Origin of the sequence: Pseudomonas sp. HN2-3, assembly GCF_020691745.1 — a bacterium.
GTDB lineage: Bacteria > Pseudomonadota > Gammaproteobacteria > Pseudomonadales > Pseudomonadaceae > Aquipseudomonas > Aquipseudomonas capeferrum.
In genome coordinates, this window is sequence record NZ_CP085704.1 from 3264649 (window position 1) to 3287972 (window position 23324).

Annotated in this window: 20 protein-coding genes; 10 read left to right on the top strand and 10 right to left on the bottom strand. The window is 54.2% G+C overall.

What is annotated here, in order from left to right; all coding sequences use genetic code 11:
* Positions 1-444: 444 nt before the first annotated feature.
* Positions 445-633: an MbcA/ParS/Xre antitoxin family protein gene (locus LJX93_RS14845; RefSeq protein WP_227696115.1), complete on the bottom strand. Its 189-nt coding sequence runs from the start codon at positions 631-633 to the stop codon at positions 445-447.
* 417 nt (positions 634-1050) lie between these two features.
* Between LJX93_RS14845 and LJX93_RS14850 the strand changes: the two genes are divergently transcribed.
* The 5 genes from LJX93_RS14850 to LJX93_RS14870 all read left to right on the top strand — a co-directional run bounded on the left by LJX93_RS14850 (position 1051) and on the right by LJX93_RS14870 (position 9158).
* The gene (locus LJX93_RS14850) at positions 1051-2697 is read left to right on the top strand and encodes a dsDNA nuclease domain-containing protein (protein WP_227696116.1); all 1647 of its coding nucleotides are present in this window, start codon (positions 1051-1053) and stop codon (positions 2695-2697) included.
* 80 nt (positions 2698-2777) lie between these two features.
* The gene (locus LJX93_RS14855; RefSeq protein ID WP_227696117.1) at positions 2778-4922 is read left to right on the top strand and encodes a DEAD/DEAH box helicase; all 2145 of its coding nucleotides are present in this window, start codon (positions 2778-2780) and stop codon (positions 4920-4922) included.
* Between the two features lie 1048 nt (positions 4923-5970).
* Complete coding sequence (locus LJX93_RS14860) at positions 5971-7749, top strand: pentapeptide repeat-containing protein (protein ID WP_227696118.1); 1779 nt, start codon at positions 5971-5973, stop codon at positions 7747-7749.
* A gap of 265 nt (positions 7750-8014) precedes the next feature.
* On the top strand, positions 8015-8836 hold the full coding sequence (locus tag LJX93_RS14865; RefSeq protein WP_227696119.1) for a GIY-YIG nuclease family protein: 822 nt from the start codon (positions 8015-8017) through the stop codon (positions 8834-8836).
* A gap of 103 nt (positions 8837-8939) precedes the next feature.
* Positions 8940-9158, top strand: coding sequence for a hypothetical protein (locus LJX93_RS14870; protein ID WP_227696120.1), 219 nt, complete (start codon positions 8940-8942; stop codon positions 9156-9158).
* A 97-nt stretch (positions 9159-9255) separates the two neighbouring features.
* Here the strand turns inward: LJX93_RS14870 and LJX93_RS14875 are convergent, their stop codons facing one another.
* The 6 genes from LJX93_RS14875 to LJX93_RS14900 form a co-directional block, all read right to left on the bottom strand.
* The gene (locus LJX93_RS14875) at positions 9256-9753 is read right to left on the bottom strand and encodes a hypothetical protein (RefSeq protein WP_227696121.1); all 498 of its coding nucleotides are present in this window, start codon (positions 9751-9753) and stop codon (positions 9256-9258) included.
* A 199-nt stretch (positions 9754-9952) separates the two neighbouring features.
* Positions 9953-11053 (bottom strand): hypothetical protein, encoded by a 1101-nt coding sequence (locus tag LJX93_RS14880; RefSeq protein WP_227696122.1) that lies wholly within the window; start codon positions 11051-11053, stop codon positions 9953-9955.
* 204 nt (positions 11054-11257) lie between these two features.
* Positions 11258-11887 (bottom strand): HAD family hydrolase, encoded by a 630-nt coding sequence (locus LJX93_RS14885; RefSeq protein ID WP_227696123.1) that lies wholly within the window; start codon positions 11885-11887, stop codon positions 11258-11260.
* 53 nt (positions 11888-11940) lie between these two features.
* Complete coding sequence (locus LJX93_RS14890) at positions 11941-12438, bottom strand: hypothetical protein (RefSeq protein ID WP_227696124.1); 498 nt, start codon at positions 12436-12438, stop codon at positions 11941-11943.
* A gap of 77 nt (positions 12439-12515) precedes the next feature.
* Complete coding sequence (locus LJX93_RS14895) at positions 12516-12824, bottom strand: hypothetical protein (protein WP_227696125.1); 309 nt, start codon at positions 12822-12824, stop codon at positions 12516-12518.
* 18 nt (positions 12825-12842) lie between these two features.
* Entirely contained in the window at positions 12843-13589 is a 747-nt protein-coding gene (locus LJX93_RS14900) for a metallophosphoesterase (protein ID WP_227696126.1), read from the bottom strand.
* 279 nt (positions 13590-13868) lie between these two features.
* Between LJX93_RS14900 and LJX93_RS14905 the strand changes: the two genes are divergently transcribed.
* A complete protein-coding gene (locus LJX93_RS14905) occupies positions 13869-14309 on the top strand; it encodes a helix-turn-helix domain-containing protein (RefSeq protein WP_227696127.1) in 441 nt (146 codons plus the stop codon).
* Between the two features lie 95 nt (positions 14310-14404).
* Here the strand turns inward: LJX93_RS14905 and LJX93_RS14910 are convergent, their stop codons facing one another.
* The gene (locus LJX93_RS14910) at positions 14405-16054 is read right to left on the bottom strand and encodes a hypothetical protein (protein WP_227696128.1); all 1650 of its coding nucleotides are present in this window, start codon (positions 16052-16054) and stop codon (positions 14405-14407) included.
* Positions 16023-17075: a nucleoid-associated protein gene (locus LJX93_RS14915; protein WP_088512242.1), complete on the bottom strand. Its 1053-nt coding sequence runs from the start codon at positions 17073-17075 to the stop codon at positions 16023-16025. The genes LJX93_RS14910 and LJX93_RS14915 overlap by 32 nt, the downstream gene beginning before the upstream one ends.
* Positions 17076-17654: 579 nt before the next feature.
* Here LJX93_RS14915 and LJX93_RS14920 point away from each other — a divergent pair.
* The 4 genes from LJX93_RS14920 to LJX93_RS14935 all read left to right on the top strand — a co-directional run bounded on the left by LJX93_RS14920 (position 17655) and on the right by LJX93_RS14935 (position 22606).
* A complete protein-coding gene (locus LJX93_RS14920; protein WP_227696129.1) occupies positions 17655-18221 on the top strand; it encodes an SLATT domain-containing protein in 567 nt (188 codons plus the stop codon).
* Entirely contained in the window at positions 18218-19582 is a 1365-nt protein-coding gene (locus tag LJX93_RS14925) for a reverse transcriptase domain-containing protein (protein WP_227696130.1), read from the top strand. Before LJX93_RS14920 ends, LJX93_RS14925 begins: the two co-directional genes overlap by 4 nt.
* A gap of 172 nt (positions 19583-19754) precedes the next feature.
* Positions 19755-21251, top strand: a complete 1497-nt coding sequence (locus LJX93_RS14930; protein ID WP_227696131.1) for an FRG domain-containing protein — start codon at positions 19755-19757, stop codon at positions 21249-21251.
* 557 nt (positions 21252-21808) lie between these two features.
* The gene (locus LJX93_RS14935; protein ID WP_227696132.1) at positions 21809-22606 is read left to right on the top strand and encodes a hypothetical protein; all 798 of its coding nucleotides are present in this window, start codon (positions 21809-21811) and stop codon (positions 22604-22606) included.
* Between the two features lie 125 nt (positions 22607-22731).
* Here LJX93_RS14935 and LJX93_RS14940 read toward each other — a convergent pair whose 3' ends face one another.
* Positions 22732-23232, bottom strand: a complete 501-nt coding sequence (locus LJX93_RS14940) for a hypothetical protein (RefSeq protein ID WP_227696133.1) — start codon at positions 23230-23232, stop codon at positions 22732-22734.
* Positions 23233-23324: the final 92 nt, after the last annotated feature.

Sequence of the window (23324 nt, forward strand, 5' to 3'; positions counted from 1 at the left end):
CCTCATGACCGAGCATGTAATCCGCCGGCCCATACAGCTTCGTCGACCCAGCAGGCCAAGCAGATATGCGATGAGGTTTACGCTGATAGCGATAATGATATTGGGTATGGCGATTGCGTCGATTCGGCAAATCGACAGCTCCAAAGACGCTGATTTGGACGATAGGAAAAGAAGGTGGGTTTATGAAGGGAGCCGTTTACCAGGATGACCTTGCGAATTTCCACAGCAACCTCTGTGAGTCCAAATGATTGATGAGGCCAGCAGGCACGTCAGAAGGTCGGTTCGCACGCTTCGACGCCAGCTGTTCCTTCATCCAGTCAGGTCGGCCCGGCGTAGGTACGTACCAGTCATGCAAACGAAAACTAAACTATATTTTCGATTTCGCGGATCATGGAGCAGTTGAACCGAAAATCTAAACCATAGCTTAGTTTTCAGGGATCCTTTCTAAGGATATCCATGCTCAATCTGGGCCAGCACCTCTATCACCCGCGGCAAGGTTTCTTGATCTCTCACATAGTCGATTGCTGTCAGCCCCCCAAACAGTTGTTTTGGCGTCGACAGCCACACCGCCGCTTTGGCTTTGTCACCAAACACCTGCTCCGCCTTTTGCCACACCAGGTCAAAATCTTGCACATCCCACCCCCGTTGATGCCAGGCCTTCGAAGACTAGTTTAAGCGCACGTTCAGGTGCGGCATAACGAAAAGCGCGGCTCAGTGCCCCAGCCAGGTAAGTGCACCATCATCGGACGCCGAAGCGGCCAGACCGGCTGGCCCCAACACCCTGCGATGAGCCGATGAATCGACATCTGCAGTCGGTCGAACACCATGACCAACCCCACGTGGTAAAGCGAGTCGTATCCGCGCGGCTGAACGAACACCGTGGCCAGCTCTTCGGTTGGCATCGGCCTTTTGGCCGAAAATTGCTGATGTCGGCCAATTGCCATTAGTGGTAGCGTTGCAGCAAGTCGGAGGCACCGCGCGATGTTGTCTGAGCTTCAGAGCTGCAGTGGATGCCTGATTACCAGTAAATTTTCGCGATGCAGGGATGTCATGGTGCGTACTTCTAGCCCATCGAACAAAGGTGGGCCTGCGGCAAGGCAAGGCTTCAAGTATCAAGATCACGTGGCCGTCAGCTTCATCTTCAAGATGCTCAGCGACAGCGACTACCGTCAGGTTGAATGCGAGACTGCGGACGACATCGTTGCCGTGTTTCTGTCTGAAGGCCACCTCGTGAACGAGTACATCCAGGTCAAAACGACCGAAGGTGAGAAGAAGTGGAACTGGCAAGAAGTCATCAAGCTGGACAACGGCAAAGCCGACTCGTCACTTCTGCATAAGTCACTCAAATGCGACACCCGGCCAGGCCCCGCTCGCTTCAGAATCGTCACCAAGCGAGACGTCGCAAACATCCTTGAAGGCTTCAAGAAAGAGATTGGAACACGAGTCTTACCGGACGCCACCACTGAGCGCGGCTCGGTGCTGCTCAACAAATTCAAAAAGTTCGCTTCGCCTCAAGGCCGGAATTTCTCCGACTGGGCCAAGAATTTCGTCTGGCAGGTCTACGGGGATGTCGAGGCTTTAGAAGCCGTGAACATCAAAACCCTGTTCCAGCTTGCTGACAAGCTTGGAAACCGTCCCAATTTCACCCAGCTTCAGGCCGTTTACGACGACTTTTTGGAACTGGCTGACAAAGCCGCTACGGCCAACGTGAGGACAGCGGCGCAGGACAAAGTGATCCACAGGGAGCCCGCGCTGGCTCGCCTCAAGCAGCTGCTCGAAGAGGCTGATGATAAATCCACGACCGCATCTAAGCCCTACAAGAAGCGTCCCGACCCTTTCCTGGTTGAGTTCCACTCCAGCACCCCAGAAGGCCTGCTCCGCTCCTTTTCCGGCCTGAGCGTCAACTATGCGTTGAAGAAATGGCGGTGTGACGGCTTTGCTCAGCACCTCATCGAGTGGCTGCCTGAGTTTTCGCTGAAGGCCAGTGAAATCGTGAACATCACCCCCCATAACGCTCAAGCGATGCTGACCCGATCAATCAGCACGTTTACCGACAGCGATCTGCCGCGCGATCGGCTCATCGCTGAGCTGATTCTCCATGCCATTCTGCGCAGCCGTCAGAACAGCGAACCTGTCGCCTGCAAAGTCTTCTACAAATCCGCCGGCAAGCTTTCTGAGTTCGGCAATGCGCACATCGTCCAGCAGCCTGGCCAAGATGACCAGTTGTGGCTGGGCCTCGCTCGCCTCATCGAGGCCGGCGCTATGGATACGACGCTAGAGCAGATCTGCGGCGTGCTGGACGATACGATCTCAGAAACGGTGTTGTCCGCTGAGCGCGAGATCATCATTGCCCTACGCGAACCTCTGCACCATCAACCGAAAGCGGAGGCCTTTAACCAGGCCCTCCATCGCAATGCGTCAGTCGATGACATGCTCAATGTCCTTTGCTTCCCCGTCCTGTTGACCTACGACAGCGCGGCGCTGGCCTCCGGCTGGCTCGCTGACTATGTGATCAACCTGAAAGCCGAGATTCAGAACCACTACGACGCGCTAATCACTCAACTGCCGGAGAACGTTGAGCAGGTGAAGGTGATAGTTTTTTTGGTGCCCATGGAAAGCATCGCACAGCTCACGAAGGCTTTTAATGCGCGCTGCAATCCGCTCGAAGCCTTGCATGAGTTGGAAAAACGCGCCTGAACGATGCAGTTGAAAGCGCAGAGGGCTAAAGCACTCCGGGCATGTCCAGCATGCCTGGGAGCTCAAGGAACGAAGCTGTCATGAATTACGAAACGATCAAAACCAAGCTGGCTCATCTGAGTGATGACGACGCATCAACTATCGCTGTGCTGCTCGCCATTAACACCATAGTCAACAGAAGCCACTCAGGGTGGGAAGGTCGCGACCTGGTGATCAGAGCTCTCGACAAATTCCACCTCTTCGACAAGGTCGAGCAGTCGCTGCTTCTGAACATGGTACGAGCGGTTGGCCTCTTCCCGTATATCACGCCTCACCTCAGCAACATGGCATTGTCAGACCGCCTGGCCTATGAGGCTCACCGAGTTGAGGGTGTCGAGCAGGGTATGGTGTTTCATCACCTGCAGGCACACGTGTTCAGCCTCATCATGCAGGGCCGCAACGTCGTGCTGAGTGCCTCCACCAGCGTGGGCAAGAGCCTGGTTATCGACGCTGTCTTGGCGAAGCGGTGGTTCAAGAAGGTGGTGGTGATCGTACCTACCATCGCACTCATCGACGAAACCCGGCGCCGCCTGGTCAGGCGATTCAAGGACTTCAACCTTATTACCCACCCCACCCAAGAAGCTGTGGCTGACACCACCAACGTCTACCTGCTCACCCAGGAGCGGGTGATTCAGCGCCCGGATTTGGCTGATGTCGAGTTCTTCGTCCTGGATGAGTTCTACAAAATTGACTTAGCGAACGACAGTGAAGAGAGCTCGCGTGCCGTCGACCTAAGCTTGGCGTTCCACAAGCTTGCCAAGACAGGTGCCCAGTTCTACATGCTTGGCCCACACATCCAGAGGATCAACGGCCTCGATGGTTACGAGTACCACTTCATCCCCTCCGACTACAGCACGGTCGCGGTCGATATTCAGAATTTCGGCCTCGGTATGCGCTCGGAAGAGCGGAAGGAAAAACTCTTGGAGTTGGTCAAGACCTTAGAGTCCCCTACCCTGATTTACTGCCAGGCCCCGCCCAGCGCGAACCGGGTGGCAGAGTATCTCATCGAAGAAGCTGGGCTGAGCCCAATACCTGAAACACAGGAGATTGCCGCCTGGATTTCCAAGCACTACCACCCTGAGTGGAACGTTGCCAAAGCAATTTCTCTAGGCATCGGCATCCACCATGGCGGAGTACCGCGAGCGCTGCAACAGTACATCGTGAAGCTGTTCAACGAAGGTGTCATCAAGCGGATCATCTGCACATCGACGATGATCGAAGGCGTTAATACGTCAGCTGAAAATGTGATCATCTATGACCGACGACTGAACAAATCGACGTTTGACTACTTCACTTACAAGAACATCTCTGGTCGTGCTGGCCGCATGAACAAGTACTTCATCGGGAAGGTGTTCATGCTTGAAGCGCCGCCGCTGGAGGAAGGCCTCACGGTCGAGTACCCCATAGGTCTCCAGGACGAAAAGTCCCCCATGGGGCTTCTGATGCAACTGGAGAACGAGTACCTGACGGATATGTCGCGCGGGCGGCTTCAGGAAGCCTATGCCAACCCGGTGCTGTCGCCGACGACCCTGATCGAAAACAGGCACATCCCGATTGATCGACAGGTTGAAGTGGCGGAGACCATCATCCGAGACCTGCCACGCAGCTATGGCCTGCTTGGTTGGAAAGGAATTCCTGAACAGGCGACCCAGTTCAACTACCTGTGCGAACTGGTCTACAGCCTCGTGGGCGGCAATTTGATGGACTATGGAATCTCTTCCAGCTCGCAGTTGGCTTGGCACATCAACGAGCTGCGCACGCAGAAAAACCTGCCTGCTTACCTCAAGCAGGCCGTTGATAAACGACAAGGGGAAGAAACGGCGAGCGAGGCTATCAACCTGCGCCTGAAATTCATCAGGAACATGGTGTGCTTCCGACTGCCACGAGACATCATGGCCATCAACAAGATCCAGGCTGACGTTCTTGCCAAGAGAGGCTACGAACCTGGTGATTTCAGCTTCTTTGCAGAGCAGCTTGAAAACCTATTCCTCGACCCACTGCTGACGGCTTTGGACGAGTATGGAATTCCTACGCAGATTTCCACGCAGATCAAACACCTCATTCTGCCGTCGGATAATCTGAACGACCTTTTGGCCAAACTCCGTGCGCTAGCCCCACGCTTGGAGCATCTCCGGCTTACTGGGTTTGAAAAAGGCGTAATGCGCTGGGCAGTAGCCGAGATGTGACAGCTATTCCCTTACTGAAACTTTTGACGTCCGCGCTTTGACCTCATGCCAGGCAACCTCTGACCGGACTCTGCCTTTCGTGAAGGGCAGCCTGCGGTCGGAACCGTCGATCATGACTGACCGCTATCGACCCTGCCCTTCATGTAGGGCAGGTTGCGGTCAGATGCTGACGTCGGTTAAGCAAGATTTCAGTGCAGCCGCTCCACGTGACTGCACCGTAGCCTATGTACCATAGGAACAACACCGAGACCGAACCAACAACACATCCAATTAGATTTGAACCAGAACGATCTGGAAGCCCTGTTACGCCACTGCCAGACTCACAAGCCGGGCACCGGTGACGCGCGTGAAGACCAACGCTTGGCGGACGCGCTAGAAGCCTTGGAAGAAGCGTTGGAAGTGGCTAACACTGCTCGATAGTCTCCGACCGCCGATACGGGCATCAATATATCGATTAGCCGAGGAAAGGCTATTCCAGCAGCCGATGGCCTTCCCGACCGACTCCACAGGTGTTGTCTGACACGGGTACGCTTGAAGACGCAGTTGTCCCCCTCAAAATTTTGGAGACCGTGCAGCAGGTTTGAAGCCAAAGCGAAAGCAGCGGCCTGAAGGCCGAAGAGACGATCTCCCTGAGGAGCCCAGCCTTGCCTTCCGGCAAAGCCATCCAGGCTAAAATCCTTCGAAGATCAAAAGCGGCAAGCAGGGCCAAAAACAAGGCTTTGCTCGGACATTTGCGGTGAAGCTTCCACTGCAGCTTTTCCTTTTGCTCTCAAATATAAGAACTCCGTCTCGTTAAAAAATTTTCAAGAGGGGGGGTAGAAAAAAGTCCGACGTCTCCGACGAACGGTAATGAAATTGGCATTTTGGCAACGCGCAACAGTGGGCATAGAGAGCCTCAGGCCACCGCGCTTGGATGCAGTAAATGCTGACTCGCACACCTCATGCCGCTGAAGCGTTTGAGCCCTGGATAGCGCGACTTAGAGCCTGTCATCGCCTATAGCACTGCGATACCCTACCCGGCTCAATTTATCCTTGCCAGCCGCCGACCATGTCCTCGAACCGTAAGCCCATCAGGGCCGTCTTCCCCCGCAAAGCGCTTCGCAAGGAGGAAACGGCCCAGACTGAAATTTCGTCTCTCCTTTCCTACGCCCTTCTCATTCTCTACGTCCTGGCAAGCGTGTCATCGACCAAGGATTCGATGCTCCTAATGCCCAGCAAGGGCATTCAATTACCGCTGGTGAGCGTTACGGTTTCAGTGGTGGGATTCTACTTCCTGAGCCCGTTGATCGTGCTGGCCGGTCACCTGGTGACCTTGCGTCGGCTGCCTAAGATGTTCGCAGGGCTCAAGCTTCCCAAACCGAAGGGTGCTTCAGAAACACTCAGCCATCGCACTGACCTGGCGATGTTGATGTGCCTGCTATCCGCAGGCCCAGCCACCCTGCTCTACATTCTCACCAAGTTCACGGCGTACCAGAGCCCGTTTCTGTTCGTGATCCAGGTAGCGTCGCTCTATTGTGCCTGCTATGCCGCGCGCATCCGTTGCCGTGAGCTGCTAGCACCGAACTTCAGTACCCGCACCCGCACCACCAGCCGACGCCTGCGCAGGGTAGGGACATGGGTATTCGAATGCTGGCTGCTGGTGTGCATCGATGTGCTTTTCCTCCCGAGCTCCATTTCCCCCGTGCTATGGCTAAAGACCCACACGGATTGGCTGAACAACGCAGACAGCGGCACGGTTGCATGGGTACCTCACATCGAGATCGATCGAGGCGAACGGCTATGGTCAGGGCCCTCCAAAACAGATGCAGACCTCGCCGCGTTCTCGGGCCACGCTGATGTGAAGGAGTACTTCATGAGCCGTGAAGTGGCGATGGATCTGCGTTCGCGCAACCTGCGGTACCTGGACATCAGCATGCAGGTGATCCCACGTATCTGGGCACATAACGCGGATATGACCGGGGCGAATTTCTCGTTCGCCCGCCTCTACGGATCAGTATTTGTCGACACCACCCTCAACGGCGCCAACTTCAACATGGCCTCGTTGGACGGTGCGAGCTTCATGAACGTCGACCTGGTCTCCACGGACTTTATTCAGACCAGGTTGAAAGGGTCAATGTGGGACAACGTGACGGTGAAGAACGCGAGCTTTATCAATGCCGACCTGACGCTTGCCTCGTTCTTCAATGTCTCATTTGACCAGGTAGACTTCCTGGCAACGTCACTCCAGGCGACTTCTCTATTCGAGGTCAAAGGAGACACGTTGACCTTCGCTGCTAAGGAACCCTTCAAAGTGTTGTCCCTGACAGCGTCAGATGAATGGCCGCAGGGCAGCGACTCGCCTTTCGAAGTGAAACCAAAGGCCGCACTGGAAAGCCTGCAGGAGCATCTGTGTAAGCCGAGACTCACCCCGGACTGGGCATACGCGTGGGGGTTGTTCGTCCAGACGAAACTCTTCCTTGCACGCACCGAGCCTGAGGTTACAAAAGCCTTGCAGGAGTTCATGTCGACCAAGGCCTGCGAGGGTCTACCCGATCGGGGGTTCAAAGAAGATGCTTTGGGCATATTGGCAGCCGTTGCCAAGGAGAGCGCTGCCCAGCAGCGACGTGATGCTTCGCTGCCGGAAGCTGGCAAGACGGTGAGCGGCGTAGCTCCTAAAAGTGCAGCAGACACAGCAGACACAGCAGACACAGCAGACACAGCAGACACAGCAGACACAGCAGACACAGCAGACACAGCAGACACAGCAGACACAGCAGAAGATGCCAAGCCGGCTGAGCCAGTCAAGCCTCATGAGACGGCTGAGGCAGCTAATTCGCCACCGACCTGAGTGCACGGAGAGCACCAACATTCCCAGGGTAGAAAGAGGTCTGGAGCTGGCCGGTGGAAGGTTATGTTGAAGCCCAAGTCAGCTGCCGGCGCATTTGCGCGGATCTCTCAAGCGGTACCTACTGGCCTCGCCCCCTAGCGCCCAGTATGCTCATGCTCACAATAGCCATTGGCCATGCATAGTGAGCCGGGGTTGTACCCTCGATTCACACCGCCCTCTGCTCGTGACGCTTGATCACTGACGAAACCGTTCCGGACATTACTTAATGCTGCTTTTTGACCTGCTCAAACTGTGGGAGCCTGCCTTCACTCCTGGCCGTGCAAAGGTTCACCTAGCCCGACACAACGGCGAAGAACGCCCCCTCGACGTGTTTCTGGAGGGCCGCTTTGACAAGTGGCAATCATGGCAATCCCAGAGGAATTTCGAGAAGGAGTATGTCGTTTCACTGATCCAGGCTGGGCGCCCTACTCGCTGGCTTTTTGCAGGCCTGTTCCGTAAGAAGGGTCGTTCCGATCACACCGAGCCGAGAGATCACCACATCTATGATCTGGAACGTATCGAAGGTGCCGAAGAATGGGTCGGTCGCCTCTATCTCAGGAGCAAGTACAAGAAGCGCAATTCATACCCACTCGGAACCACCCTGGTGAACGACCTTGTCGTCTCGGAGCTGCTGCCCGAGCGTCTCACCATTGGTGATTTCCCAGGCTTCAAGTCAGTCAATTTGACCAAGGAGCATCTGGATATCGTCGTACGCCAGAACATTCCAACCTGGCGCGCAGCATTGTCGAATGTTAAGGGCGTCTATCTGATCACAGACAGTGAGACCGGCAAACTGTATGTCGGCAAAGCCGACGGCGAAAGCGGCATTTGGGGGCGCTGGTGCACATACGCGGCGACCGCACACGGTGGCAATGTTGCCCTGAAAAAGGAGTTTGGCATCGACGCCCTCCCCGGGCGGCAGCACCACCTTAGATTCTCTATTCTGGAGATCGCTGATATCCATGCCATGCCAAGAGAGATCGATGCGCGAGAAAGCCACTGGAAGCAGATCCTGCTAAGCCGAGAATTTGGCTACAACCTGAACTGAGAGCACTGCAGGCAGCGTTTCCCGGATTGGTCTCCGGCACTTACGCATGCACATGCGTCATGAGCGAGGGGCTCATGGCGACCAACCACTAGGAGTGTCACCCATGGTCATCTGCGAAGGTCAATTGCGCGGCGCATTCAAGGGCTTCAAGAATACTGACACTGTATTTGAGTTCTACGGTGGTAGGAAGTGGAAACAAGCGGTCTATCAGTACGAATATTTCTACGCCTATATGCCTCAAGCCAAGGTTGTTCAGGAGGGTGGTGCCTACGTGCTCAAGGTACAAGGTATGAGCAGCAGCGTTGCTGTCAGGCCAGCCTGAATCACCTTCATTTTGGATTTCGGGGCGTCATGTTGAGCGCCCCTGAAGCCAGCGTCGAGGTCGCATACTCCGACGCATGATGGACGGCGCACGGACACTAGGGAGTAAGCAGTCCCGTTTCCTCAAGCTCTAGACCCAGCCCAAAGCGCGCACCGATTGTTGCCGCCACTTGGCGATGGAGGTCAGTGGATTGATGGAAATGGATTTCTGTTTGGTAAGCGGGCCATTGACCTGCCTGGCGAATCAAATACACCAGCTCGGCTTCCACGGTTTCGATATCAAGACAGTTCCCCTCAACCGCATCGAGCTGGCACCAGATGTCCATCGTCGCAGCAGTAAAATGTCGACGCCAGGCATAGCCGTGGTATCCGTTTTTGCCGTTGGCGGCCCATCCGATCCGTAGGCGATTGCTCATCGATTGCTTGGTGATTCCGACGTAGACCGGTTGCGAATGCCCCTCAACGCTAATGACGTAAAGCTTCGGCAATCGAGATGTCGCCAGCCCGGAAAACCTCGGTGTGTTCTCTGGACACTTGATAGCAAAGGTCGCGGCATCAAATGTAAGCGCGTACCGTCCTACGTAGGTCATTTTCATAGAAGCTCCTCAGTAAAGCGACTACATGCCAGGCGGCGATGCTGCAGAGACCACCGGAGAACCCCTCAATCCTCCTGCGGCAATAGTTAAGCGGATAACAACTATTCACCTTGCTTCATGGATACGCTCTCGGACGTCCGCATGATCGTGTTCGCGCCAATGTCCTGACCAGCAGCCTCCTGATGATGAGTTCCGCGCGTTACCATTGTCGCTCAATTGAAAGCAAATAAGAGTAAGGGTTGTCTATGATCGTTTGACGCCGCTGATTCGCCCATAAAACTGCTGAGGCTGTCATCGAGATTCCCGCTCCAGCAATTAAAGCAATTGAAGTGGGCATTCCTGCAAGTATCGCGGCAGAAGTAGGCGCAACCGTGATGCATGAAACTTTTAGGAGCCCATTGATTCCAGACTCCCATTTCTGGGCCTTCAGTGAAGTTCTAAGGCTTTTCATCGCAGGGAGCACATGACACTTGTAACGATCTGAAACTGCTTGCCTTAGCGCTTCCACAGGCACTCCTTCAGGCAAGTCTGAAGCAAGCCGTGCGACCTCAACACGAAATACCGCCAGCTCTTCAGCATGGTAGTCTTTGAAGTCTAGCAGCTCATGCGCAGATATGTCTTGAGGAAGAGAAATCCCCTCCACCATGAGATCAATCAGCAAACTCGGGTTAAGATCCGCCGGTAATGATCGTCTCGGCCCATGCGCATCGAACTGGCGACCCGGCCTTCGACCAGTAGAATTCCCGAGTGGCTTTCCCTTGCGAACTGCGATAGCCAATTGATCTGCAGCTGATGACTCCGTCACCAAGCCTAGACCAAGTCGCTCAGCGAGCTGAGTAGCGAGTAGCGTCATATAGAAATTCGCGAAACCAGGTGTGACATGGAGCCAATCTCCCTCATTAACACCTTGCTCCAGTTCCGAGCGAACCCGGTGCGACAGTTTGTCAGGGTGTATATTTGCAAGCTCCCGCAACTGATACGAAATTTTCTCCGAGTGAATTCTATGCCGAGCATACTGATCAGTACCGAGCATCACTCCAGCTGCAGCTGGGTCAGTCAAATACTCCAGAACTTTATCTGTGAGCTCTTCAACCTCATCCATACCTGAAGAAACCCGAACAGGATTGAGCACACCCTCATCATAAAGCACGCGAGCAAAAGCATTTGAGTAGGGCACAGGATATGAGACAGGAGCTATGGTTCTAATTGAATCCCAAAACAACACTGCGCTACGTAACCAACGCTCATTTTTCACATCGATAGTTGGATAGTAAAGTGCTTTTGAAAAAGCTCGGCGCACAGGTATTCCTCCGTGAATTTCTGATGAGCATCTGCGTTTGCCCATTCAGTGTGGCATAGAATCCCTATGCCATGCCCCCAATCCGCGTACTGGGTGTAACTTTGATCGGCCCCTGCTCTGGCGACAGGCTGAATGAGCTCTGCACCCAGCGAGTTTCGACGTAGTGGAAAGAGCTTTCCCGGACGCTTAAACACCTATGCCTCCTCAGTCGCTGGTCGTCAATGCATGTGCGAACGCGAGCAAGTCTCCGAAGCGGCCTTTCCCACTGCGATCTAGGTGATACCCCATGATTCCGACTTGACGAGGGCCGTCTCGATCGCACTTGGGTGGATCACCGATCATCAGAACCCGGTTCCCTGCGTCAGGAGCACTCCCTGGCTCCAGGCCTAGGAGATGGCAAGCGCTCTGGTACATCAGTGGGTCAGGCTTCATCACCCCAACCTCAGGGCTAAGCGCATAGCCATCTAATCCCGGCAGCAGACGTCTGACGGTCGCACAGTACGGCTGTGACAGATTGGAGCAGACCCCGATCTTCATCCCTCGGTTTCTGATCATGTCGAGAGCCGGCAGGGCATCGTCAAAGGGCTGAATAGACTTCAGCTCAATTTCCAAAGCGCTCTGAAGCTCCATCAGCTTCTGGGGTGACAGTGTAATCTCGAAAGCAGCGGCGGCCTCTGCGATTCCACCATTGAAGGTCATGAGCGCACGCAGGTCGGTCGGGGATACAGGGCGGCCCTGACGTGCGCCTTCTCTCAGCAGGAGCCTGTATGGATTTTGGCGGTTCCGGATCTGAAGCAGCGTCCCGAAAACAGCAAAAATGACCGCATTGCTCATCTGTCGCTCCTTCTATCGGCTGAATCCCCACAGTAGCATTCTGCTGATAGAACCTACCGAACAACAATGCCATGGGCCGCCAGATCACCGATTAGAGTCTTGCGACGCAGCATTGCTGGAACCTTGAAGATCGCGCAATAGCCGTACCAAAACCCGACTGGAATAAGCAGCAGGCCGAGGCCGAACGTGGCTGTTGCAGCAATAATACCCCCAGGAATCATGGCTAAGGATATCAAAAGACCTTTGATGATACTGGAGTAGGATAGCAGTCGCAGATCGTCAAGGTCATACTCAATTTTCCCTCCTGGCTTTTCAATTGCCACCACAACTACAGCTTTTTTTGACAGGTTTTTATAAAACCACGTCCTTGGAGTATCCTTCAACATTGCTCCATGTCGATCCAAATAGTTGAGCATCGCAACGTTCTTTATGTAGAAGGTTTTACCTTGCTCATCTTCAAGCCTAACGCGATTGAAAAGCACATCTAAGTCACCACGAGCCTGGATATCAAAGTTCTTAACGACAACTGTCATTTTTTTCAGATCAGACATGCACCTTCCTTAAACATGCAGGACTAAATTTCTCGATAGCGCCACTCAGGCACCTAACTTGGGGTACGGCACATCCATCAGCTAGCACGGAGGATGACCGTTTGCGGCACTCCATTGAAGCTTTCCTCTAAAAACATCAGGTGACTGACAGCAACGTAGCAGCACCCATCGGCTGTCAAAAAAAGGCTGTAACCATGTTCATGGCACGTCTCTTTTATCTCAGTTATCGTGACGCTATCGCCATCTTCAAAACGCTTCAAGGCATCACTAAAAATTGCCCCGCGCACGCCCTCTTCCTTCGGGCGAACGTCAAGTAGAAAGCCGGTTACTGGCCGACTAAACTGGCATCGGTCAGCATCCGCCAGTTTCTTTTTATAATTAAGCATTAATATCCCTGTGATTATCTAAATTTTAATCAGGAAGTCAGGATTGAAGCCACAATCTTCGCCAGGGTACCCCTGTGGATTAGTCAAAATACGGCAGCCTTCGAACACTTCATCAACATGACTATGTGTATGACCGAAAACCCAGAAATCCGCCTGCTTAACTAGCTCGGGCCACTGGTTAGAGTACGCCGGCATGAGTACCGACCCCTTCTCTGGCCCCGAGAAGTCAATTAGAGGGCAATGATGCGTGACTACAACTGTCTGGCCATCGAAGCCTTTGGCCAACTCCTGAGCCAACCAGTCGTAGGTTTGATGATTCCGGCTGATCACATCACTGACACTCAGCGCGCGGTAACCCTCTCCCGCCCGAATTTTGCGGAAGTCATTCATGCCCCGTCGGGCCTCCTCCGAGGACTGGTGGACGTTTCCATTCGCTGAAAAATCTGTCCAAGCGGTAGCCGCGAGAATGCGCACCTGACCGATGACCAAGCATTCATTTTCCAGCACATGTACGTGACTGCCCTCGGCCAATTGCTTCATTGATCGGAGCGTCTTGTCGAAATGACCTTTGTAGTACTCGTGGTTACCCAGGACATAGACAACCGGCACATCGGAGGCTTCCTGAGCCCAGGCCACGCCTCTACCCCTCGTGTGGATGTCCCCCGCCAAGATCACGACATCCGCATCATGGCTCACGCAGCCCAGATCGAGATTTGGGGCCGCGCTGAACTCATGGTGAAGGTCAGAATAGATGCGGACTTTCAACTACAGGTCTCCGACTAAGGCAAAGGGGGGATTTCTGCCTTCCCCCAAATTGGTCAAAAGGACAGTTCGCAACGCCTGCGCCCCCGCGCCACTGGCGCTGAGGGCATAACAGGATTTAGTGAAATATTGATGCACGCTCCTCGTCCTCAATACGTCAGGACGGCGGACACCATCGGCAGCCAGGCCATCACAAGCAGAGTGCATCACTCGCATGAATATACGCATTTGAGTCGTACCGCGCAAACCGGGCATACAGTGCGATTTACAGGCCGGTCATCCATGCTCAAGAAAGCGTTCGCTTCCGCCCTTCGCTTCGTGCGCCGCCAAACCGCTGTCTTGCAGACTGACTTCCAAGGGGGTGTAAGCCAGTCGTACGTCAGTCGGCTCGAACGGGGCGAGGCCAGCGTCACCCTGGACAAGCTGGAAGAGATCGCCGCGCAGCTCAATGTGCACCCGCTGACGCTCGTTGCCGCGACATGGGGAGCCAGCCAGCAGATCTCCCCTTCCGACCTTCTGGAACGAGCCCGGAATGAGCTAGCTGATCTTGATGGCCTGGCTCATCCGATCCCAATCGACGACAAGCCAGCGCCCCACCCACGAGTACTGGAAGCCGGGAAACTGCGTGACGAAGTTCAGCGCTTGAAATCGCTCGGTCATAACAAAGCCGAGGTTTCGAGGATGATCGGGATCGCCAGGTCGACGACGGCGCGCCACTGGTAGGTGAAGGGGCAATCCTGGCTCAGGGGGTAAGATTAGGTTTGGGCGTACAGACGTTCAGTGCTCCACCATCGGATGCGAGAACATCTTGGAAGATTTCACGTAGCCCTCCCAGGGCTGGATGTAATCGAACGGGAAGCATAAATCCCCTGATCGAACCTGACGGGAGTCTCCCTTTTTTGTGACGGTTTCGACGGGATGTTTTCTTTCGGCTCCGGGTTTGGCTGTGGCCTTATCTCAGGCTGAGGCGCCGGCTCTCGCTGCGGGGTAATCTCGGGCTGAGAGGTAGGGGCTGGCTGAGACTTAATCTGAGGCTGAGTCGCCGGGTCGCTGGCAGACGGCTGTGGGGTTGTTGGAGCTGCTGGAGCTGCTGGAGCTTGGGGCGGGGGAACTACAGACGTCGACGATGAGGGTGCAGGGGCGCTGTAGGTAAAGGCGTATATGGAAATACCCAGGGCCGCGACCCCAAGCATCGCAATACCCCGGCAACTCACCTTGTAGAAGAGCCCTTCGGCTTGCTCAATCGGATCCCCTACCATCTTCTTGAATTCGGCTTCAGACAGAAAGCGATACAGCTTTGGCTGCCAGTCCTTACGAAGCTTTCGCTGGATATTGATGAACTTACGGCCCGACATCACGTTCAGTACCGTGTAGCCAACTGCGACCGCCATGACGATCGAGATCAGGTACGGGTTGATCTGCAACGTGAGCCTCGCGGCGATGAGGCCCAAGCCAACGGTCAGCGCCGTGGAGATCGCTGCGATTGCTTGCCGTGTCGCGTCTGTGGCCTTCGACGTTTCCTCCGTCACAGCCTTACGAAGATCTGTCAGGGATTTCAGGGTGTCCTTGGTGATTTCCGAGACCGCCATCTGATAAGCGATTCTCGCGCAATCCAAGGCAGCGGCCAGGTTCTCCCTGAAGTACTCCTGTACCTCCCCGTCCGCCCGACCGGAACGCGCGATTTCGGCGGACAACAGGATGTGCTTCACCTCTGCTTCCCGCGCGTTATCGAACACCCATGCCGCTGCTTCCTGGACAACCTCGAAGTCTTTAAGCGAGATGGGAGCATGACCCTCTACCGCCTCTGGGATCGCAAGGTTGAGCTTGGGCGGCCCCTTGAAGGTGAGCTTGCTACCACTGGTGTCGATTTCATTCGCAAAACAACGGCTCAGGGCACCGAATGCCTGACCTGCCCAGAGCATGTGTAAAGGATCAGCCTCATCGAGATGATGTCCTTCTGCGAGCAACCAAAGGCGCACATCCTCCGGTACTTTGCGGAGGGTCGCTGATTCTTTCACCAGGAGGCGGGGTGACTTGGTCGCCTGTGATTCGGTGTAGTCGCCCTCTTCACCCCAACCACAATATGCCCTCGCTCTGGTAACGAAAGGCTGAGTGAGGCCAAGCAGGTGCCAACGTGCAGCAGCGTGTCCATTGACCAGGAACGCCTTGAAGCCTACTTCCGTCGCCACATAGAGGGCCTGTTCCTGGACATGGTCTTCCGGAAGTGGCTTCTCCAGCTCAACGCGAAACGGCCCAAAATCTTCATCCTCATCATCGACGTCAGTTTCGCTGCTAGCGCAGTCGTAGATCGTGAATGACCAGGCAGCAGTGACAGCGGCTTTCTTGATCGACCGAGCAGTTTCCGCAGATAGGTCGGAAACGATGAGCGTCAGGTTGCCCTCTGTGATTAGCGCCTGACGCTTGCGCGATAGCTCGTTAAGCAGGCTGGCCAGGCTTTGGTGTGACAACGCTGTCCTCCTTGACTCGGTCTGTGTCGACGATGATTTGTTTCTTATCTCCGTCGAGCTGTATCACCTGGACGTTGGGGTTTTCCTTCCGATCGGGGAAGAGAATCGTGACGCCCTCAGCCGTGACGATCTTGCGCATGTAGGGCTGTCGGAGGATCCGGCGATCAGGCTTGAAGCTCAGCTCGTGCAGCTTGCTTTTCCTGACACGACTACGCGTCTCACGCTCCAGGCGGTTGGCGATTTTCTCATCCTCAGGATGCCCCGCTGCCAGCATCACTGCCTCAACGATCGCCTCTTCATCAATGCGCCGGCGAGTGCCCAGGTTGGCTTGGGCCCGCTGCAGCGCCTTGGCTATATCCTGACCGGGCAGGTGCTCAATGCAGGTCTGCAGTGCCGCCTTGAGGACTTTGCGGGTGATCTCGCTCAGCTCGGTGTCCGAAACTGCCCTGCTCACAGCCAAGAAATCGGCGAAGTAGTCGGCAAGATCAACCCCTTGCTTGGTGCGGTCGGTGGCCGAAATGTTCTGGTCGGCAACCCCGCTGATCACCCGAATCAGCGCCGTTTTTTGAATGGCCTTCTTCTCGTCCACCAAGGCATTCACGATACGCCGCAGCTTCTTTCCTGGAGCACCATCATTCTGCTCCAACGCAAGCTTGTAGTCGTACTTGATCAGGCTATAGATCTTCACATCCGGGTCTGCGACCGACAGCTCGAACATCAACAGAACGCCATCAGCACTGCCACCCACGTGCGCACGGTTGAAACTGGCGGCTAGGGCCTGAGCGCCGGCCACGAAGGACGTGTCCTCACTTGCGATCGCCTCGACCTCGTTACGGGTCACCGATACCGCTTTGAACATGAACACCGGCGCGGTGGCCATGTCCACGATCTTGCCGATGAAGAACGCTTCCTCCTCCAGAGCCCGCTCTGGCATGGCCGCGAAGTCTTTGGTACCCACGACATGCAAGATCATCCGTGTGATCTTGAGTGAATCAATCTCTTCGTCCGAAAAAAAGCTCATGCCATCTCCATGGAATCTGCCCCCTCCTGGCCAGGAAGAGGAACCACCCGCCTCGACATGCGCCCAGGCGACAATTACGCATCAATTGCAGCCTGCAGGGCCGATGGCCACCTCCGCGTAGGGCTGGATGTGATGCTGTGGCCGGAGCATATCCGGAAAGGATGGCCAGCAGCCAGCACGCCACGCTGCATGACGCATTTGCCGGATTAGGAGTACATGAGCATCCCGTAGAAGCGACGCCGGCCTGCATTTCAGTTTGACACCCTCTCTAGGCGTCAGACCTTACACAGAAGAGTACATTTGTACTCTAGCTGGTTTTCAGCGGCTGAATCTGAGTCCGTGCCCTTCATCCGGCATTTCACAAAATGCTTAGCCCGTTAGGTGGAACCAGTTCCACCCGTGATACTGGCACGGTAGAATCACTCGCGGAGGGGTGGGCTCTTCCTCTCGCGCAAGCGAGGGCGGTTCTGATAATAAACAGTTTCGGCTGTTGGGCTTCGGCCCGCTGATCCCATTAGGGATGTTCAACGGTACTCAAATCCTCCCACCCCTTCTCCCCTTTTCTATGGAGAGATGTGCGTGAAAAAGGACAACGTCTGGTTCACTTACAAGGCGCGAATTCAGGCTCATAAACGCCTAGAGTGGCTGGACTTTCACTCACAGCTCTTGCTGGTTTGGTATGCGATTCTAAGCACGGCCCTGGGGGTGCTAACCATACGACACAGCACAGTGCTGGGCCCCGACACTGATGTCATGGCGACCATTCTATCCGTCGCGCTGCTGGGCATCTCACTCGCGGTAGCGAATCGGGATTTCCGAGGTCGTGCGATGCTGATGCGTACGAATTATCTGGAGCTGCAGAAGCTTCATCGTGATTTGACCAACGACTCATCTGAACCTGACGCCCCGAAGCCCACACCTGCGCAGGTAAACCGCTACGACGAATTGCTCGCTGAGTCCGAAAATCATCGAGAGATCGACGATCGCATAGCGCGGGTGTTCGCAACTGGGCTTACCAGTCGAGTTCCAACGGGTTTCGAGTACTTCAATGCAGTGTTCTGGCTGACGATGCGCTTTTTGATCACGACGATGCTTTATGCACTGCCTGTGGTAGTCGGGCTTTACTCGTTTTGGAACAAGCCATGAGCGCGGCCCTGAGTTTCAAAAAGCGCTTCAGCCGTGAGCACCTTTTGGAAATCTACACCGAGAAAATCAAGCAATCTGGTGCAATCGGGCTCGACCGTATGCGCCCGGCTAACCTCAACAAGATTCTGAGTGCGGAAATCGACCACATTCACGAAAAGGTTCACCAGGGTGAGTACCGCTTCACCGCCTACAAGGAAAAACTGATACTCAAAGGGGCATCATCTCTTCCCAGGCAGATATCCATCCCCACAGCCCGAGACCGTATCGTCCTGCGCGCGCTCTGCAATTGCCTCTCTGACGTGTTCCCCCTTGCGAAACTCACACTCCCTCAGACCGTCATCGACTCGCTGAAAAAAGCCCTCGACTCAGGCGCTTACGCTGAATACGCCAAAATCGATCTGAAAACGTTCTATCCATCCATTCCCCATGACCTTGTAGCTTCGGCAACAAAGAAAAAGATCAGAAAACCAGAGCTTCGCAAGCTGATCAGCAGCGCCCTCACCACGCCCACTGTGCCTGAATCCAGGGGAGGTAAAGGTGCTGATCGCCCTACTATTGGCGTACCGCAGGGCCTGGCAATCTCCAACGTACTTGCAGAGATTGCCTTGCAAAGCATTGATGCCACCTTTGGATCAAGGCCGGGCATTTGGTACAAGCGCTACGTGGATGACATCCTGATCCTCGCGCCCGCAGGCTTGGCACGCTCAACAGCGAATGAGCTGATTACCCAGCTAAAGGGGTTGAAGCTCAACCCTCATGACTTTGGGCCTGAGTCGAAATCCAAAGTCGCGCCACTGACTGAGCCCTTCAGTTTCTTGGGTTATCAGATTGAGAGCGGCAACGTACTGATACGTCACGAGAGCATCCTGAGATTCGAAGCATCGGTGGCCAAGATCTTCACTGCTTACCGTCACAAGTTGCTGACCGCCCGTAGCATGGCAGATAAAGAGCGTGCGCTTGCCTATTGCCAATGGAAGCTCAACCTCAGGATCACCGGTTGCATTTTCAAGGGCAAGCGGCTCGGCTGGGCAGCCTACTTCTCGCAGATCACCACGACTGCACAACTACGCTCCGTGAATCACACCATCAGGAAGCTTACCGATCGATTCTGTCCTGGCGGCGAGATTCACCCAAAGTCGCTGATCAAGACCTATTACGAGCTTCAACGAGGCATGAAGGCAGGCGATGGGTACATTCCAAACCTTGACGCTCTCACGGTGCCCCAGAAGCGCGAGAGGCTCGCTATGTGGCTTGGCGCAGAAGCGGCAAAATTGAGCGATTCAGAGGTCGAACGCCGCTTTGAGATCAAAGCCAGTAAAGCGGTGCGGGAGCTGGAGGAAGATATCGCACAAACCTCCTGAAGCTGGCGTTTGGGCCCAGATCAATTCCTACTCTGAATTTGCCGTGGCTAGCAGTCACCCGCGCAGTGGCTTGATGCTCCACGGCAAATAATTCAGGTTACGGGCTTAGTGAACAAACTGGTGCAAGGCGGTCAAACTATCGACTGCATAATTTGATATATGGATATCATCGATGACAGTATTTAAAGCAGCGAACGTAGAAGACGCAGTTGCGCTTGCTGAGAGTTTCAAAGCCGAAGGACGCTACGATTGGTTTCGAGGACAGCTCCGCGAGTGGATGCCAAGTTCGTCGCTGGAGCGCAAAGTACTTCACGACCCGGTCGCTAAATCTCAGCTTGATGAGAAGCTGCTGAGGTTCACGAACTGGGTGATCGAGCAGCCAGCTCTCGCTTATCTTGCAGAGGAAGAGCACGTCGATTCTCTATTCGCTGTGCTTCAGCATTATGGATTCCCTACGAACTATATTGACTTTAGCACCGAACCTACAATTGCAGGCTTCTTTGCATCTGACACTCAATCTCCACCCGAGGAGCCTGGCAATTGCGTTATCTACTGCCTAGATACTTCAGACCTTAAAGAATTTTATAGTCATCTGCCCCCTTCGGTTGAAGGAATAGCATTTATTGCAGAGCCAGTGACGGTTAACGTCCCTAATCTTTGGAGGCTGGAATCACAGCACGGTCACTTCTTGTTCGCGAATCATCCATGGTATCAGATTTACGACATGGATAGAATCGTATTCCCATGGAGTGGTGCTCCAGCCTTCCCATCGCGCGAACAGATATACCCTTCACACAAGAGCGCCTTGGAGCAAACACTCGACACGTATTTCTTCAATGAGCGACGCATAGAGAACCATGCCATGCTCCGTGCCATAGCAGAAGAGCAAGGAAAGCAAAGCCTGTTCCGCAATATCTATGTCGAGACGCCCGAAACCTACGACTCAGATTCATTCATCGCTCCGCTGAGCCCCACCGCGCAATGGAGCGACGAGGCACTCGAACCATGGCGAGTAAATCCAAACGAACAATTTTATTCGACCGTTGGCCGCCATATGCCTTTGCCCCTTCGTAACGGGGCCACAGCCCCCAGTCTTGCCGATCAGGTGAAACATTCGATAAGAGGGGCACTGAACACTCAACGAGGGCTTCGAGCCCAAGCAGTAGAGTGGATCTTTACCGGGCTTCCCGAGGAAGTCGACGAGGCGTTGCTGAGATCTACGGCTCGTCAAGCATGGAACGGTATGCGAAATCTCCCCTATACGAATGAAGACATCGCCTGTGCCATTTCTGCTTTGATTAACTTTTGCTCAATTCCAGATTATTATTCGCCTGAAGGCTATAAGGTTGACAGGGCATTCCAGGAGTGGATCCCGGACGCCATATACATCGAATTTGGTTACCAGGGCGATTCGTACTCCAAAGCATACTGCTCAGCTAGCCAAATGTTTAACGCATTAGATCCGGCATGGATTTCAAGTCTTAAAGACCCGGGATCGGCGCTCTCGATAGTAGGAGCGTTTCGTAAAACTCACGACCCTCGCCTAATGTTCGACTTCAGTCAGCTATCGAGCATTTTCGCTCGCGAGATCATTCCATCGCAGTTAGCCATGAAACGGTCTTTGGTGCTGTATAACCCAGCTGACCTAGTTGTCCTTAATATTTCATAGCACATTCACTAACGACAGTCGACAGTCATCGGCTTCGGCTTCGGCAGTTGGTGAGATGCTGGCTCTCGATTAAGCAACAGTCAGAGAGACGGCGTTTTGAGCGTTCAAAATGGGAGGCGAGGATGGCGCTTGCAATGAGTCAGCAAGCGCCTTCCGAGCGGCAAGTTGGCACAAAATATTTTCACCGCCGCAACTCCTGCCAACATAATCTCTCCTTTGAAATTCGACCCGCCTGCTGGAAAACTTGAGTTACGCCCCAAAGCTGTTAACGGCAATTTTATAGCCTACTAAGCTCGCCAAACTTACCGGCACCTTGCCATTCTCCACGTAGGCATCTACCCCCACAAACAACCTTGCTTATACAGCTATATCTTTGCTCAATACCACACAGAAATATCCAACGAGCAAAAGTTACGATCGACGATTTACTGATATATTGAAAACCGCACCTCCCACCTTAACTTTCGCGCAGGAAGCACAATCAAAAACCCATGCTACCCTGAGTTCATCCACGGACATCTAGCCCACCTCACCGTGAACACGAGGTATCACTCAGAATGATCACTCTCACGCAAATCAAGCTTCATGACAGGAGCACTCTTCGTCGCTTAGGCGTGCTGAATGAAGAGACCGTCAAGCATAAGGTCGATGCCACCTGTGCCCAGGTGGGTATATGGGGAAGCCTGTATGCCTTCAATGCCTTCCTCTCGATCACCAAAGAGCCCATCACAGCCTTCACGAGCTGGAAAGATCTGAAGGCTTTCCGGGGGTTCTTGAGCGTCGAGATGAATGTGGATGACAACGAGGCCTGGCATATCATGCGACCGATCACTGCGGCTCTTTTCCCATCCGTTGACGAGGCGAGTAAGGCCGCCGATCAGCTCTGTGATGAGCCGGTAGCACATTGCAAAGAAGCATACGTTGCGCTGTCACCCTGCAAGCGGACGATTGAAGAATACCAGTCAATGTTTGAGTGCCAAGATCCAAACATTGGCATCCACGTTGATTTTGGTCAGCTTCGCGCCTTGCTTGGTGAGGATGACATTAGCTACTTTAGCGAACTGCTAGCGAAGCATCTGAGAACCACATCCCACGTTTACGCCCAAGGATTTGGTAGTTGCATTTGCGGCATTATGCAAGGACTCGTGTACGAGAATCCTGGGAAACCACTACCGGAGCTGCGTCTTGACAAGGAAAGAACTAAGGCCTTCGTAAGGCAGGTGGAAAATCAGGCAGTAGATCAGGTACTGAAGGCGGGGTACTCGATCGAGCAGGCGTTTGAGAATCGCGAGGTCATCAGGGATTTGATTTCAAAATTCTTTATAACTAATGGATTTCTTTCCGCCTCGAAGTGAGGGAGGCTGGTTGGGGCTCATATTGATGAGCTCCAACCAGTGGATTGCAATGCACATGCAAGACTGGACAATGATTCACTTCCACTACATGTAACACCAAGAAGGAGCCTCCAGATACTATGGCGCTATGGCTTTTCGATGAGCTTGAGCATGTCGTCATACGCCTCGTCTTGTGCATCTTCCTCACTGTCCATGTTATAAATTTCACTTAGAGAAGGTCGAGGGTCTTCTTGAGCCTCTTCATCGGCCTCTGCATCGCAATTTTCAAAATCGTAATCGTCGGTGTCCATCTCTTCGCTGGAAATCTGAGACTGATTACCCGCTGACGCATCTACAGCCGCCGGCTCAGAACTGAAAAGGCCTTGCACCACGGCATCAGCCTTAGCGCTACCCTGAGCAACCTCCTGGGCGAGGTCTACCGGCTTAGTAACGATCGCATTGTTGATGGCCGCCCACGCTTTAACCCCCTCCCCGCTCTGCTGCAGCCCCTGACGCTCCAAAGCCTTCTTCATCAGGCCTGCTGCGACATCAGGGTCATACTCTTTCTCAAGATCGCTGTACTGGGTGTAATGGGTCACCAGATTAGCCGTACCGCTAGGTTTGTTTGAGCTGGAATCATCTGCCATGGCTTATCCTCTCGTATGGAGTGTTGGGGGGAGGTGGGTTGCTGCTTGCTGATTGCTGGTAATGCCCTCTGGCCTACAAGCAGAAGCGGGTG

Bases quoted from the DNA above. Each gene is read 5' to 3' on its own strand.
- LJX93_RS14905 (WP_227696127.1), top strand. From the start codon at position 13,869: ATGCTCAAGAAAGCGTTCGCTTCCGCCCTTCGCTTCGTGCGCCGCCAA.
- LJX93_RS14865 (WP_227696119.1), top strand. From the start codon at position 8,015: ATGCTGCTTTTTGACCTGCTCAAACTGTGGGAGCCTGCCTTCACTCCT.
- LJX93_RS14870 (WP_227696120.1), top strand. From the start codon at position 8,940: ATGGTCATCTGCGAAGGTCAATTGCGCGGCGCATTCAAGGGCTTCAAG.
- LJX93_RS14855 (WP_227696117.1), top strand. From the start codon at position 2,778: ATGAATTACGAAACGATCAAAACCAAGCTGGCTCATCTGAGTGATGAC.
- LJX93_RS14875 (WP_227696121.1), bottom strand. From the start codon at position 9,753: ATGAAAATGACCTACGTAGGACGGTACGCGCTTACATTTGATGCCGCG.
- LJX93_RS14935 (WP_227696132.1), top strand. From the start codon at position 21,809: ATGATCACTCTCACGCAAATCAAGCTTCATGACAGGAGCACTCTTCGT.
- LJX93_RS14885 (WP_227696123.1), bottom strand. From the start codon at position 11,887: ATGAGCAATGCGGTCATTTTTGCTGTTTTCGGGACGCTGCTTCAGATC.
- LJX93_RS14860 (WP_227696118.1), top strand. From the start codon at position 5,971: ATGTCCTCGAACCGTAAGCCCATCAGGGCCGTCTTCCCCCGCAAAGCG.
- LJX93_RS14890 (WP_227696124.1), bottom strand. From the start codon at position 12,438: ATGTCTGATCTGAAAAAAATGACAGTTGTCGTTAAGAACTTTGATATC.
- LJX93_RS14895 (WP_227696125.1), bottom strand. From the start codon at position 12,824: ATGCTTAATTATAAAAAGAAACTGGCGGATGCTGACCGATGCCAGTTT.
- LJX93_RS14915 (WP_088512242.1), bottom strand. From the start codon at position 17,075: ATGAGCTTTTTTTCGGACGAAGAGATTGATTCACTCAAGATCACACGG.
- LJX93_RS14940 (WP_227696133.1), bottom strand. From the start codon at position 23,232: ATGGCAGATGATTCCAGCTCAAACAAACCTAGCGGTACGGCTAATCTG.
- LJX93_RS14925 (WP_227696130.1), top strand. From the start codon at position 18,218: ATGAGCGCGGCCCTGAGTTTCAAAAAGCGCTTCAGCCGTGAGCACCTT.
- LJX93_RS14850 (WP_227696116.1), top strand. From the start codon at position 1,051: ATGGTGCGTACTTCTAGCCCATCGAACAAAGGTGGGCCTGCGGCAAGG.
- LJX93_RS14930 (WP_227696131.1), top strand. From the start codon at position 19,755: ATGACAGTATTTAAAGCAGCGAACGTAGAAGACGCAGTTGCGCTTGCT.